This window comes from Yinghuangia sp. ASG 101 (assembly GCF_021165735.1).
Lineage (GTDB): Bacteria > Actinomycetota > Actinomycetes > Streptomycetales > Streptomycetaceae > Yinghuangia.
Genome location: NZ_CP088911.1, coordinates 7,043,495 through 7,056,408, shown reverse-complemented (window position 1 = coordinate 7,056,408; position 12,914 = coordinate 7,043,495). Strand labels below are relative to the sequence as shown.

The following is a 12,914-nucleotide window of genomic DNA, read 5'->3' as shown; positions in this document are numbered from 1 at the left end:
CCATGGCAAAGCAACTCGACTTTTGAGTACGTGAGTTGGTGCGAGCAGCCGCTATACGGCCGTCCAGCGCGACGGGCGGCGAAATGCGGCTCGACCGTGATGCGGACGCCGCGCCACTGCGGCACGTCCCGGGCGCCGACGTTCGCGCTCGCCCCGGACCCACACGCCCGGCTCGACGCACACGGACACCCACACACGGATCGACGCCGCGGCGTGCCTGGTCCACCCCGCCGCGAGCCGGCCGACATCCCGCGCTCTGCTGCCTGCCGCACCGGCACCAACCCCTTGCCTCCGGTAGCCGAGGCCCACGACCTGCCCGGTCGCTCCCGTCCGCGGCCCACCCAGGAGCAGTCGCCTCAGGACGGCACTCCGGGTTCCGACGAGGGAGAGGCATGCAGAAACAGAAATCTTTGTGGCAACGATTTGTGCGCTACCCTCGTGCGGACCCTGCACTCCGCTGTTCGGAAGGCTGTGATCGACATGGCGCCAGATGCCGAGGCACGACAGCAGGACGAGGATCGAGACGGAACGCCAACGGCGGTGGCCGTGCGCCCCTTCCGGCCGGAGGACCGAGCCGCCCTCGACGACATCTGCATCCGCACCGCCCATGTCGGCGAGGACGGCCTCCCCCTCCACAACGATCCGGGAATTCTGCCCGCGATCTACACCCAGCCCTATCTTGAGCTGGAACCGGAACTGGCCTTCGTTCTGGACGACGGTCGAGGACGAGCGATCGGCTACATCGTCGGCACCGCCGACACCGCCCGATTCGCCGCGGACTTCCGCGCGAAGTGGCTCCCCCTGGTCGCGGACCGCTATCCGGCGCCCGCCGCCCCGCACCGCCGACGAGGGGATGATCGCGCTCCTGCATCACCCGGAGCATATGGTCGTTCCCGAAATCGCCGAATATCCCGCTCACTTGCACATCGACCTGCTCCCCGAGGCCCAAGGGCACGGGCACGGCCGCGCACTGATGTGGGCCTTCCTCCAAGCCCTTCAGGACCGCGGGGTTCCGGCCGTCCACCTGATGATGGCCACGTCCAACACCCAGGCACGCGCCTTCTACGAACGCCTGGACTTTCACGAAGTCACGTTGCCGAGCCCCGCGCCGATGACCTGTCTCGGGCGCACGACTCAGGGACTTGATCGGCTGTAGGAGTAGGACCTGCGGAAGGCCGGGCCGCATCGAGGCTCCCCCGCGGCCGAGCTTCCGGCTCTCCTGTGAACACCTCTCGCCGCGAGGCCGGTTCAAATCGTAGCGCGGGGTGAGGAGCAAACACTCGCGGCTCCGGCCATTTCATCCGCGCATGACGCGGCCGTCCCGCCAGCGCGCGAGAGTGACGTCGAGATGGGCGCCGAACAGGGCCAGTACGTCGAGGCGGGGGTCGATGAGCCAGTCCGCCTGCATGCCGTTCATCGCCGCCAGGAGGGCACGAGCCTCGGCATTGACCTGTTGGTCGGTCATGTGGGGGACATCGCCGCGTGCGATGGCTTCGGCCAGTTTGGCGGAGTATTCGTCGACGGCTTGGCGCTGCCGCTCGCGGACGTAGGTGTGGGCCGGGTGGGTGTCGCCGGTGGCCTCGGCACGGAGCGTGAGGATCAGCGTGATGAGGCCGCGGTGCTCCATGTGGTGGCGCAGCAGGTCGGGCAGGCCCTCAAAGAAGGCGATGCCGACCCGGTCGGTGTGCGACGGCTGGACGGCCATGGCGTCCCAGTGCCGCAACACGGCGTTGAGCAGGCCCTCCTTGCTGCCGAAGTGTTGCACGAGGCTCGCCGCGGTGACCCCCACCTCGGCGGCGATCTGGCGCAGCGAACCACCGGCGTAGCCCCGCTCGGCGAAGACCTTGGCCGCGGCGTCCACGATGTGGGCTCTGGTCTCGTTTCCCTTGCGGTACGGCCCGCGCGGCGAACCGCGGCGCGGCGCCGTCCTGGATGACTGGGCTGCGGCCACGGAGAGTTCCTTCCGTCGGATGACCCTTGACGTCATCTAAACGTCCGTTTACATTCTATCTTGTAAACGGATGTTTATTTTTCGTAGCCTCCTTCCGCGGGCGAGGAAAACCGGATGCGGCCGTAAGTGCGAGGTCTGCCTGCTGCCGGGCGGCGGACTCGGGCGTGTGGTGCTTTCCCCGTTCGTGCGCGGCATGAAAGGGAACCGCTATGCCTGTTGCCTTGGACCGTCGGACGCGACGCGACTCCGACCTGCGCCATGTGGATGTCGAAGCGTTCGTCACCACGGACTTCCCCGATCTGACCGCACTCAACGGAGCCGTTGTCGCCCGAGGGATCGAAGCCCTGAAGGCCCCTCCACTCGCCGTCGAAGTCGGCGACACGACATGGTCGTTCGTGAGGTCCGGCGACACGCTCACCGTGGCCCCGGGCATCGCCGAGGGTGCGGTCGTGGTGACCTTCACCGAGTCGGAGTTCTCCGACTGGGTGCAAAACCAGCGGTCATTCAACAACATGCTCGTCGCCCGCGACCTCCGGTACCGCGGCGGCACCGAGCGCGACATCTCGATATGGGACTCGCTGTGGCTGTCGCTGTTGGAAGGCTGGCCGGTCGTCGACGACTCGCTCTCGTTCCGGGACCGCCACGGCGACCCGCTCGCCCTGGACCGCGTCTTCACACCCGACGACGACCCCGCCGACGTCACGCACTCCCTGCGCGAAGCAGGCTTTCTGCACCTGCGCGGCTGGGTGGACCCCGCGGACATGTCGAAGGTCTCCGAGGACATCGACCGGGTACTCCCGAACTACCACGAAGGGGACGGTCGTTCGTGGTGGGCCACGCTCGCGGACGGCACTCGCCGGTGCGTCAGGCTCCAAGAGTTCGTCGAGCACTCCCCCACCACCGCGGCGATCCTGCGCGGCGAGCGGTGGGACCGGCTGCGCCGCGTCATCGCCGACGGCGACGACCTCGTCCAAGCCCCCGTCGAAGGGCGCTGCGTCGAGGCGCTCGTCAAACCAGTCGGTGTCGTCGCCGGACCGTCCGACGTCACCTTCCACCGCGACTGCCACCTCGGCCGCCACGCGTACCGCTGCTCCGGCACCACCATCGGGATTTCGGTCACCGGGAGCAGCGAGGAGAACGGCCGGCTGCGGGTCATCGCCGGGTCGCACCGCGTCCTGATGCCGGTCGAGATCGCGAAGAGCGAGCCGTACCTGCCGGTCGTCGCGGTCCCGACCCTGCCGGGCGACCTCACCGTGCACTTGTCCTGCACCCTCCACGAGGCCACACCACCGCGATTCGAAGAGCGGCGTGTCATGTACGCCGGTTTCAGCCTCGCCGAGCGTGAGGGCGACTCCGATGGCAGCCGTGGGCTGGCCGAACTCCGCGAGCGCGTCACCGACATACTGCGCGACGACGCCCAACCCACGGACACGCGGCCCGCGTAGCGATGTTGAGGCCGGCGACATCCCCGTTTCCCGAACAGGAGCAGACCAACGTCGTGGCGAAGGCATGCCTGCCGACGCACGCACGTGTGTCCTCCCGCGCGCTGACAAGGCACGGTCCTACCGACGATGAGTAACCAGCCCAGGAGCACACTGCATTCGTTCCGTGTCCTGTTCGCCTACGCCGGCGACGGCCGGCGGCTGCTGATCGCCGGGTACGCGTTGATCCTCGTCGACGCCGTCTCGCAGATCCTGGCGCCGGCCATCTTCCGGGTGGTGCTCAACCGGATCGACGACGACCCCGACCGGTTCCTCCGCTCCGGGTGGCAGGGCCCGCTGATCGCCGCGTTCGCAGCCGCGGCAACGTTCATCACCGCGGCGTACTTCGCGCACACCTGGACCCGGCGCGGCGCCACACGGTGGGCGAACAACCTGCGCCGGACCCTGTACGAACACGTGCAGCGACTGTCGGTCGACTTCTTCCACCGCTCCCACGTCGGCGACGTCGCCGCCCGCATCAACCAGGACGTCGAACGCCTCGAACTGACGGTGTGGCAGGGCCTGGCACTGTGGTGGGCGGCGGCGTTGCTGGTGATTTCCGTCGCGTTCATCGCATGGGTCGACGTGTGGATGGCCCTGATCGCGCTCGGGCTGCTGGCCGTCGCCGTCGGCTGGACGCTGCTGGTCCTGCCCCGCTTGCGCCGCCGCAGCCGAGAGATCCGCGACGAGATGGGCAAGACGTCCGGCATGCTCGCCGAAATGCTCGGCGTCAACACCCTCCTCAAAGCCTTCAACGCCGAGAACGACGCCCTCGCCCAGGTGCGGGGCGGCACCGACCGCGTCCGCGAAGGCTCCGAATCCCTCGCCCGCCTCCAACACCGCTTCGCCGACCCCCTCGGCATGCACCTGGGATTCGTCGCCCCGTTCATCCTGCTCTTCGTCGGTGCCTGGCGGACGGCCTCGGGAAGCCTCACCATCGGCGACGTCGTCGCCATCTGGGGCTTCTGGCTGCGGGGGGCAAGCTCCCTCACCCAGGTCATCACCACCCTGCCTGAAGTCATCGCGGGCCTGACCGCCGGCGAACGCGCCGCCGAACTCCTCGACGAACAGCCCGCCGTACGGGACCGGCCCAAGGCCCACGACCTCCAAGTCACCAGCGGACGGATCGCCTTCGAACACGTGTCGTTCGCCTACCCCGGCCGTCTCTCGCGCCTCGTCCTCGACGACCTCGACCTGACCATCCGCCCCGGACACACGGTGGCACTCGTGGGCCCCTCAGGTGCCGGCAAGTCCACTGTCGCCCAGCTCCTGCTCCGCTTCTTCGATCCGGTGAACGGCCGCGTCACCATCGACGGCCAGGACCTCCGCGATGTCACCCAGGCGTCGGTCCGCGCCGCCGTCGGCATCGTCTTCCAGGACTCCCCCCTCATGAGCGGAACCCTGGCGCGCAACCTGCGCCTGGCCAAACCCGACGCGACCGACGAGGAGATCGAGAGCGCCCTCGAAGCCGCCAACGCCCTGGAGTTCGTGCGGTCGTGGGACCACGGCATCCACACAGAGCTCGGCGAACGCGGGGTCACTCTCTCCGGCGGGCAACGCCAGCGCATCGCCATCGCCCGCGTCATGCTCAAGGACCCCGCCATCGTCGTCCTCGACGAAGCCACCAGCGCCCTCGACGCCGCAAGCGAACGCGCCGTCCAGAACGCCCTCAACCGGCTCCTGGCGGACAGGACGTCCCTTGTCATCGCCCACCGCTTGGCCACAGTCCGCAACGCCGACCGCATCGCCGTCGTCGAACACGGGCACATCACCGGCATAGGCACCCACGACGCGCTGCTCAGGTCCTCGGCGACATACCGCGCCTACTGCCGCGAGCAGTCCGTGGCGTGACGCACACTTTGTCGCCGCCCCGACTCACGATCCGCCCATCCCGTGGTAACAGAAGCCCGTGAAATGAACGGTCCCTTCCTCGGCGAGCATGCCGACGACCCGTCCGGTGAACGGAGCCGCCGTCTCGACCGACCAGTGACGCCCGTCGAGTTCGGCGAGCAGCCTTTCGTCACCGGACAAGTCCGCGGCGACCAGCCGGATGCGGTCCCCGCCCACCGCCCACGGGGTCTCACCTTGTCGCGGACAGCCTGTCTCGATGCCCAACACGACTTGGCCACCAGGGAGTTCCGCTGTCCGGGACTGCGAGACGGACGGCAAGGCCGCGCGTGCGGTATCCCGTACACCGCCCAGGGACGGCGACGACTCGGCGACGAGGCTTTTCGTGCAGACCTCGTTGAACCGCAAACCCAGGCCCCCTCTGCCCTCACGGGCGGGCGACCCGCACCTGGAACCGGCTGGTGATGTGGCGTTGCCGACGGCCGACGAAATCAGGACGCACGGTCGTCAGTGCGCCCCCTGCGGCCCGGATCGTCAGCCATCCGGGCCACTCGCCGGCCGAAGCCACGTCTCCGGGCATTCGCCGCACGGCCAGCCAGCCGGGGTCGCCGTGCGCGGTGCCGTCCGAGAAGTCGAAACGCTCCTCCACTGCTTCCGCCCGAGGCGCGAGCCCTACGGGCGCGAACCGCGGCCGGCTGTCCTTCCACGCGACCTCGGTGACGTAGGTTTCACACCGGTCGCCCACACACAGTGACGCTCGCGGCCGCGTCCCTACCGGCCCGGGAATCGCGACGGTCAGCGGTGGTCACGAATGTCGCGCGCGGCGTTGTCTCGGACCCACCGGCCGTGGTGCATCACAGCGGTCACGCGCAGGTCGGGGTCGAGCACCACGAAGTCGGCGCGCTTGCCCTCCTCGATCGTGCCGATGGTGTCGGAGAGGCCCAGGGCCGCGGCCGGGGTCGCGGTCAGGGACCGGACGGCGTCGGTGATCGGCAGGCGGTTCTCGTGCACGGCGGTGCGCAGGGCGCGGTCCAGGGTGAGGGTGCTGCCGGCAATGGTGTCGCTGTCGACCAGGCGGGCGATTCCCCCGTGGACGCGGGTGTTCACCGGCCCGAGGGCGTACGTGCCGTCGGGCATCCCGGCGGCGCTTATGGCGTCGGTGACGAGCGCGACACGTGCGGCGCCGGCGGCCTGGTAGGTGAGGTTGACGATCCCCCGGTGCAGGTGGACCTTGTCGTTGATGATCTCGACCACGGCGCCGCTGTCGTGCAGCAGCGCGGTGATCGGACCGGGGTCCCGGTGGTGGATGCCGCGCATGGCGTTGAACAGGTGCGTGGCGACGCTCGCGCCGGCGTCGAGTGCGGCCAGCGTGTGACCGTGGCTTCCGTCGGTGTGGCCGATCGCTGCGACCACACCGGTGTCGGCCAGCCGACGGACGAGGTCGAGCGCGCCGGGCAGTTCGGGAGCGAGCGTCATCATGCGGATGGTGCCACGTGCGACTCTGACCAACGCATCGGTCTCCACGGTATCGGGTGCGCGCAGCAGCGCCGGGTCGTGCGCACCGCAGCGCGCGTGGCTGAGGTACGGGCCTTCGAGATGCAGGCCGGCCAGGATGCCGTCCTCGACGAGCCCGGCCAACGCCGCCACGCTGTCCAGGAGTTGCCCCGGTGTGGCGGTGATGAGCGAGGCGACGGTCGTCGTCGTGCCGTGCGCGCGGTGGAAGGCGACTGCCCTCAGAGCCTCGTCGGCGTCTCCGGCGGTGTATGACGCTCCCCCGCCGCCGTGCACGTGCATGTCCACAAAGCCGGGCGTGAGCCAATGGCCGTCCAGATCGACGGTGTCCGCATGGCACCACGCTCCTTCGGTGTGGTCGCCGTCGCCGGGTCGGGACGGTACGCCGACGCCGGTGATCACGCCATCGGCAACGGTGACGTCGCCGTCTTCGAGCACCGTGTCCGGAAGGACGACCCTTGCCCCGGTGAGCCGAATCCGCGTCATGGAGACACCGCCGCGCCGACCGCGTCCCAGGCCAGCAGTGCCGCCCCGTGGCACCCGGCGTTGTCGCCGAGAGCCGCGGGGACGACGTCCGGCACGCGGTGGAAGGTCGCGCGTTCGGCGAGCAGGGCGCGCAACGGCGCGAGAAGCGTGTCACCCGCGCGGGACAGGCCGCCACCGACCACGACGAGGGGGGTGTCGAGGAGCGCCTGGGCGGAGAGGATGCCGTCCGCGAGCACGGAGACGGCGTCCTGCCATACCCGGCTTGCCACGACATCTCCCGCGACGACGAGTTCGGCCACGTCGGCGGCGGTCGCCCGTGCTCCCGGGACGGCTTCGGCGTAGCGGCGGGCGACGGCCGGCCCGGACACTTCGGCTTCGAGGCACCCGCGCGCACCGCATCCGCAGGGACTCCCGTTCGGTCGTACGACCATATGGCCGATCTCACCGGCCCGCCCGTGTGCCCCGGCGTACGCCCGGCCCGCCGCGATGACGGCACCCGAGATACCGGTTCCCAGAGCCAGGAAGAGGAACGCGTCGCTGTCGAGAGCCGCTCCGATGCGGCCCTCGGCCAGCCCGCCGGCGCGTACGTCGTGGTCCAACACCACCGGCAGGCCAAGGCGTTCGTGGAGCAGGCGGCGCAGCGGGAGGTCGCGCCAGCGCAGATTGGCCGACCACACGGCTGTCCCCTCGGCTGCGTCGACGATGCCGGGGACGACCACGCCGGCCGCCTCGGCGGTCAGCCCCAGGCTTTCGGCGACGTACCGGAGATCGTCCGCGAACGCGATGATGCCCTCGCTGACGGCCGCCGGTCCCCTGGCGCGCTCGGCCGCTCGGCGGTCGGCGAACACAAAGGTGCTGTCCCGTGTGATGAGGCCGCCTTTGAGGACGGTGCCTCCGACGTCGAGCGCGATGACACAGGTGCCGGCCTCACGCGCGACCGCGGCGGCGTTGTGCGCGGGGGGCTCTTTGCTCATCGGGGACAGCGGCCTCGGTGGCGGCGTTGACCGAGCGCTGAGGGCCGTGGGCTCGTCGTCTCTCATCGCCTTCGCTTCCGGTTCGGGGCGTCGGGGTGCGGGTGGGCAGTTGTCCGGCGGCGGCAGCGCGGTCGCGTCCTCGCCGGTGATCGTTCCCGAAAGGTGCCCGGGTCGCTCATCGGCGTCGACCGGCCTTCGCACGACTGCCCACGGTCGCGTCAGCGCGTCTCGGTGACCTTGGCCAGCGCCCGCGGCGTATCCGGGTCGAGGCCGCGGGCGATGCTGATCTCGTAGGCCAGCCGCTGCAGCGGCAGGATTTCCAGGATCGGTCGGAGCGCGTCGGGAACACCGGACGGCAGCACGAATCCGGCGGTCGCGCGGGCGACTTCGTCGGCGTGGCCGATCACCCCGAGGTCCGCCCCTCGCTCGCGCACGCGTTCGAGTACCGGTTCGAGGGCACGGCCCGCGGGGCCGCCGGGGACCACGGCGATGACCGGGGTGGTGTCGTCGAGCATGGCCAGGGGGCCGTGCAGGAGATCCGCGCCGGAGAAGGACGCGGCGGGGATGTAGCCGGTTTCCATGATCTTCAACGCACCTTCCCGTGCGGTGGGGTAGCCGTAGCCGCGTGAGGTGATCACCAGGCGCTGCGCGAAGCGGTAGCGCTGGGCGAGTTCGGCGACTTCGGTGCGGCGGTCGAGGATGTGTTCGGCGAGGTCGGGCAGTGTCGCGGCGGCCGAGCAGTCGCCGTCGCGCAGCCCTTCGACAAAGAGGTACAGCGTCAAGAGCGCGGCGGTGTAGGTCTTCGTCGCCGGGAGGGCCTTCTCGGCGCCGGCGAGCATGTCGAGGTGGAATTCGGCGACGGCGGCGAGAGGCGAGTCGGGGTTGTTGGTGACGGCCAGGGTCACGGCGCCGGCCTTGCGGGCGGCCTCGGTGGACGCGACCAAGTCGGGGGAACCGCCGGATTGGCTGACGGTGATCACCAGGCAGTCGGTCAGATTCGGTTCCGCTCCGTAAATGGTGGTGGTCGACATCGAGGTCAGCCCGGCGGGTTTGCCGAGCAGCACCTCGACGAGGTACTTCGCGTACAGCGCGGCGTTGTCGCTGGTGCCCCGGGCGGTCAGCAGGACGAAGCGCGGGCCGCGCCGCGCGATGGCGGCCGCGGTCTGACGGATCCGGGCCAGACCGTCGGTCGTCAGGCGGCGCAGCACTTCCGGCTGTTCGGCCATCTCGACGGACATCAGCTTCCCGCGCGGGGTCGCGCCTTCCGTACTCGCGGGCGGCATAGTCACGCCTTTCGGTCGATTCGTCGGTGTCGGGCTGCGGGTGGATCGTGGGGGTGGCCATGCGGCCCGGGTTGGGGCCTCAGTTCCCCGTCCAGGGAATCTCGGTGGACGCGAAGTACATCAGGCCGCGCGCGGACCAGAGGCGGCCGTGGCGGGCGAGGCGTTCGCGGTGGTCCTGCCAAGCCGCGGGCCGACCGGACCAGGCCGTGCCGGCGATGGAGGCGATGCGCGGGAGCAGGAGGAAGGCCACGTCGTCAAAGCCGGTGATCGACTCCCCCCACAGGGGCGCCTCGATTCCCGCGATACGGTCTTGGGGGACGCCGTAGTCTGCCGGGTCCCAGGCCGCCATGTCCTCCAGCGAGCGCGGCGGGTAGAGGCCCAGTCGCGCGACGGCGTCGGCTTGGCGCGGCGGGGCGGTGTCCGGGCCGTAGCGCCGGTCCAGGTAGAGGTGGGACTGGTTGGAGAGCACGACCCGGCCACCGCCGTCGAGGATACGGCCGAGGTCGTCGGCTGTGGGGGCGAACAACGCGGCGAGCGCCTCAAGGGCCTCCTCCGGGATCCCGCTGACGGTGGTCGAGTCGTCGCGGTTCAGCGTCGTCGGGTCGAACCAGTGCTGGGTGACGTCGTCGGGGCCGCTGCCGGCCCGTGAGGACTCCTGCCACGCGACGGGCCGCTTGCCGGACGCGCGGACGATGTCACGCAGCCGGCGCACCGCGGCGACGTAGCTCTCGTGGGTCATCCCGGCGGCCTCGTCGGCGCCGACATGCACGAAAGGCCCGGTCGTGGCCGCGCACACATACGCGAGTATTCGCGCCACGGTGTCGTCGGTGGCCGGGTCGGAGAAGTCCAGCGGCGCACTGAATTGCAGCACGCTGCGCAGCAGTTCGAGCTTCGCCGCGTCGCCCTCCGCCACCGGAGCCGCAGGCAGGTGGGGCAGGGCCTCGCGTAGCGCGCCGCAGTGACCGGGAAGGTCGATCTCGGGGATCACCGTGACGAACCGTGCGGCGGCGTACGCCTGGATCTCGCGGTAGTCGTCCACGGTGTAGAACGGGTCGGCGCCGCGCGTCAGTTCCGGTACGTCGGGGATCTCCAGACGCCAGCCCTGGTTGTCCGACAAATGCAGGTGGAGCACGTTGAGCTTGTACAGCGCCGCGAGATCGATCAGACGGCGCAGGCCCTCGACGGGGATGAACGCCCGAGCCGGATCGAGCATCAACCCGCGCCAGGAGTGGCGCGGGGCGTCGTCGAGTTCCTGGTAAGGGATCTCGGGAGCGGTGGCGATCATCTGCACCGCGGTCGCGGCGGCGCGGAAGACGCCTTCCGCCGTCTCTCCCTGGCAGGTGATGCCTTCCGGGCCCACGACGACGCGGTGAGCCTCGCTGCCGCCGAGCGGGATCCCCCAGGCCGGGAGCGGGGACGGCACGTCGCCGAACCGCAGGGTGACGCGCCGGTCCGCGGAGCCGCCGCCGGGGCGGACAGCGCCGCCGTGGGGTTCGAGCAGCGCTCGGACGACGGCCGCGACCGGTTCCAACTCGGCCGCGTCGGCACGGACGTCCCAAGAGCCTTCCGTGGCGAGCACGCCCGCCTGGATGGCTGCGGCACGCGCGGTGGGGGCGGGGATCACGAAGTTCGAGGCGTCGCTCATAACCTAATTTTTATCATACGGAGATTTTTAGGTCCACCCATCGGACGGTGCGGTGTGCGCCGTGTAGCTGAACCGTGTGACCACCGCGTCGACGCCGAGGGCCTCCACACCGACAACGCGGCCGGTGAAGCCGCCGGCGACCTCGGTCGACAGGTAGCGGCCGTCGAGGCCGGCGAGTGCGTGGAACCGTCCGCGGTCGAGATAGCCGAGTTCGAGGCGGTCGGGACCGTTGTGGAGGCTGAGGCGGTGGGAGATGTCGACGGCCCGGATGGCGAGCGGGTGTTCCGAGGCCACCCCGGTGACCGACCCGAGCGCTTGGTCGAAGGGGCCGACGACGGCACGCACCGTCAGGGTGTCGCCGACGCGTTCGACGGCAGCCCAGTGCCCGTCGTCGATCTGGACGACCAGCGCGACATCGCCCGCAGGGGCGGTCACCTCGGCTTGCCACTCCCCGTCCCGCGTGCGGGTCGCGAGCAGATGGCGGGTTTCGCGCGCCCGCGGCGGCCGTCCTGCGGCAAGGACGATCCCGACACGGTCGCCGGTCTCCGCGGGCCGGGCGAACGTGCGCGGGTCGGTGCCGGGCGACACCCAGCGCGGGTGCAGCTCGCGACCGGTGAAGTCGTCGGTGAACGAGGTCGGCTGAGGCGGCACGTTGTAGGCGTCCTCGACCACGACAGGCCAATCCTCGACCCACTCCACGCCCGCGAGGAAAGTCTCACGGCCGTTGACGTGGAACTTCGGGGTGTTGCCGCGCGGGCGCACGCCGAGATAGACCATGGCCCAGCGGCCGTCGGCCAGTTCGACGAGGTCGGCATGGCCGGTGTTCTGCACCGGGTGGTCGGTGCTGCGGTGGCTCAGGATTGGGTTCCCCGCATGCGGCTCGAACGGTCCGCGGATCGACCGGGAACGGGCGACGGAGACGACGTGACCGCGCTCGGTACCGCCCTCGGCGATGACGAGGTACCACCACCCGTTCCGCGCGTACAGGTGAGGTGCCTCGGGGTAGGCCAGGCCTGTGCCGGCCCACAGCAGGCGCGGCTCGGACAGGAGCCGACCGGTCACGGGGTCAACCACCGCCTGGCGGATGCCCTGCGGCGACGCCCAGGACAGGTGGCAGACACCGTCCTCGTCCCAGGTCAGGTCGGGGTCGATGCCGATCGCGCCCTCGGTGAACACCGGGTCGCTCCAGCCCTTGGCGGGATCCGTGGTCCGTACGATCAGCTGTCCGCGGGCGTGTTCGATAACGTTCGTGGTCACCAGCCAGAACACCCCGTCGCGGTGGCGGAGCGTCGGGGCGTAGACCCCTGTACTGCCGGCCTCCAGGCCACGGACGACCTTCAGTTGCCCGGGACGGTCGAGGGCGTTGCCGACCTGCTCCCACCGGACCAGGTCGGTGCTGCGGAACACCGGGACCCCGGGGAAGTATTCGAAGCTGGAGGTCGCGAGGTAGTACGCGTCGCCCGCTCGGCAGATAGACGGGTCCGGGTGGAAGCCCGGCAGAATCGGGTTGGCGGTCACGGCTGGTCCTCCTTGTCTGCGCCGCGGCCGGCCCTCGCCGGACCGGCCTCGGCATGCCCCACCCCACTGGCCGGGCCCTGCAACGGCGATGTCTTGCTCTCGGCACCACGCACCGCACCGCTCCCGGTGTCCCGACACGGCGACAGCGGCTTGGTTCCCGGTCGATTGCTCATCGAGGCCACTCACCGACGTGCCGGCGCGCTGGGCGCGATGAGC

General features: G+C 70.4%; 10 protein-coding genes and 1 pseudogene. 3 read left to right on the top strand and 8 right to left on the bottom strand.

What is annotated here, in order from left to right; all coding sequences use genetic code 11:
• The first annotated feature begins 480 nt into the window (after window positions 1-480).
• Window positions 481-1,156: pseudogene (locus LO772_RS30170) on the top strand (GNAT family N-acetyltransferase).
• Between the two features lie 141 nt (window positions 1,157-1,297).
• Here LO772_RS30170 and LO772_RS30165 read toward each other — a convergent pair.
• A complete protein-coding gene (locus LO772_RS30165) occupies window positions 1,298-1,951 on the bottom strand; it encodes a TetR/AcrR family transcriptional regulator (protein ID WP_231775189.1) in 654 nt (217 codons plus the stop codon).
• 209 nt (window positions 1,952-2,160) lie between these two features.
• On the opposite strand from LO772_RS30165, the gene LO772_RS30160 reads away from it, so the two are divergent.
• Window positions 2,161-3,396 carry a phytanoyl-CoA dioxygenase family protein gene (locus LO772_RS30160; RefSeq protein WP_231775188.1) on the top strand — a complete coding sequence of 412 codons (1,236 nt, stop codon included), beginning with the start codon at window positions 2,161-2,163 and terminating at the stop codon, window positions 3,394-3,396.
• Between the two features lie 126 nt (window positions 3,397-3,522).
• Window positions 3,523-5,283: an ABC transporter ATP-binding protein gene (locus tag LO772_RS30155; RefSeq protein ID WP_231775187.1), complete on the top strand. Its 1,761-nt coding sequence runs from the start codon at window positions 3,523-3,525 to the stop codon at window positions 5,281-5,283.
• Window positions 5,284-5,307: 24 nt separating this feature from the next.
• On the opposite strand, the gene LO772_RS30150 is transcribed toward LO772_RS30155, so the two are convergent.
• From LO772_RS30150 to LO772_RS30120, 7 genes are all read right to left on the bottom strand, one after another.
• Complete coding sequence (locus LO772_RS30150) at window positions 5,308-5,499, bottom strand: hypothetical protein (protein ID WP_231775186.1); 192 nt, start codon at window positions 5,497-5,499, stop codon at window positions 5,308-5,310.
• Between the two features lie 208 nt (window positions 5,500-5,707).
• Window positions 5,708-6,025 carry a hypothetical protein gene (locus LO772_RS30145; RefSeq protein WP_231775185.1) on the bottom strand — a complete coding sequence of 106 codons (318 nt, stop codon included), beginning with the start codon at window positions 6,023-6,025 and terminating at the stop codon, window positions 5,708-5,710.
• Window positions 6,026-6,075: 50 nt separating this feature from the next.
• Window positions 6,076-7,278, bottom strand: a complete 1,203-nt coding sequence (gene nagA, locus LO772_RS30140; RefSeq protein WP_231775184.1) for an N-acetylglucosamine-6-phosphate deacetylase — start codon at window positions 7,276-7,278, stop codon at window positions 6,076-6,078.
• Window positions 7,275-8,252, bottom strand: a complete 978-nt coding sequence (locus LO772_RS30135) for an ROK family protein (RefSeq protein ID WP_231775183.1) — start codon at window positions 8,250-8,252, stop codon at window positions 7,275-7,277. The genes nagA and LO772_RS30135 overlap by 4 nt, the downstream gene beginning before the upstream one ends.
• A 218-nt stretch (window positions 8,253-8,470) precedes the next feature.
• Window positions 8,471-9,535 (bottom strand): SIS domain-containing protein, encoded by a 1,065-nt coding sequence (locus LO772_RS30130; RefSeq protein WP_231775182.1) that lies wholly within the window; start codon window positions 9,533-9,535, stop codon window positions 8,471-8,473.
• Between the two features lie 79 nt (window positions 9,536-9,614).
• Entirely contained in the window at window positions 9,615-11,180 is a 1,566-nt protein-coding gene (locus tag LO772_RS30125) for a family 20 glycosylhydrolase (RefSeq protein WP_231775181.1), read from the bottom strand.
• Between the two features lie 27 nt (window positions 11,181-11,207).
• Window positions 11,208-12,698, bottom strand: a complete 1,491-nt coding sequence (locus tag LO772_RS30120; protein ID WP_231775180.1) for a glycoside hydrolase family 43 protein — start codon at window positions 12,696-12,698, stop codon at window positions 11,208-11,210.
• Window positions 12,699-12,914 lie beyond the last annotated feature (216 nt).

Excerpts from the sequence above, each read along its gene's own strand:
- LO772_RS30160 (WP_231775188.1), top strand. The coding sequence starts at position 2,161 with ATGCCTGTTGCCTTGGACCGTCGGACGCGACGCGACTCCGACCTGCGC.
- LO772_RS30135 (WP_231775183.1), bottom strand. The coding sequence starts at position 8,252 with ATGAGCAAAGAGCCCCCCGCGCACAACGCCGCCGCGGTCGCGCGTGAG.
- LO772_RS30155 (WP_231775187.1), top strand. The coding sequence starts at position 3,523 with ATGAGTAACCAGCCCAGGAGCACACTGCATTCGTTCCGTGTCCTGTTC.
- nagA (WP_231775184.1), bottom strand. The coding sequence starts at position 7,278 with ATGACGCGGATTCGGCTCACCGGGGCAAGGGTCGTCCTTCCGGACACG.
- LO772_RS30130 (WP_231775182.1), bottom strand. The coding sequence starts at position 9,535 with ATGCCGCCCGCGAGTACGGAAGGCGCGACCCCGCGCGGGAAGCTGATG.
- LO772_RS30125 (WP_231775181.1), bottom strand. The coding sequence starts at position 11,180 with ATGAGCGACGCCTCGAACTTCGTGATCCCCGCCCCCACCGCGCGTGCC.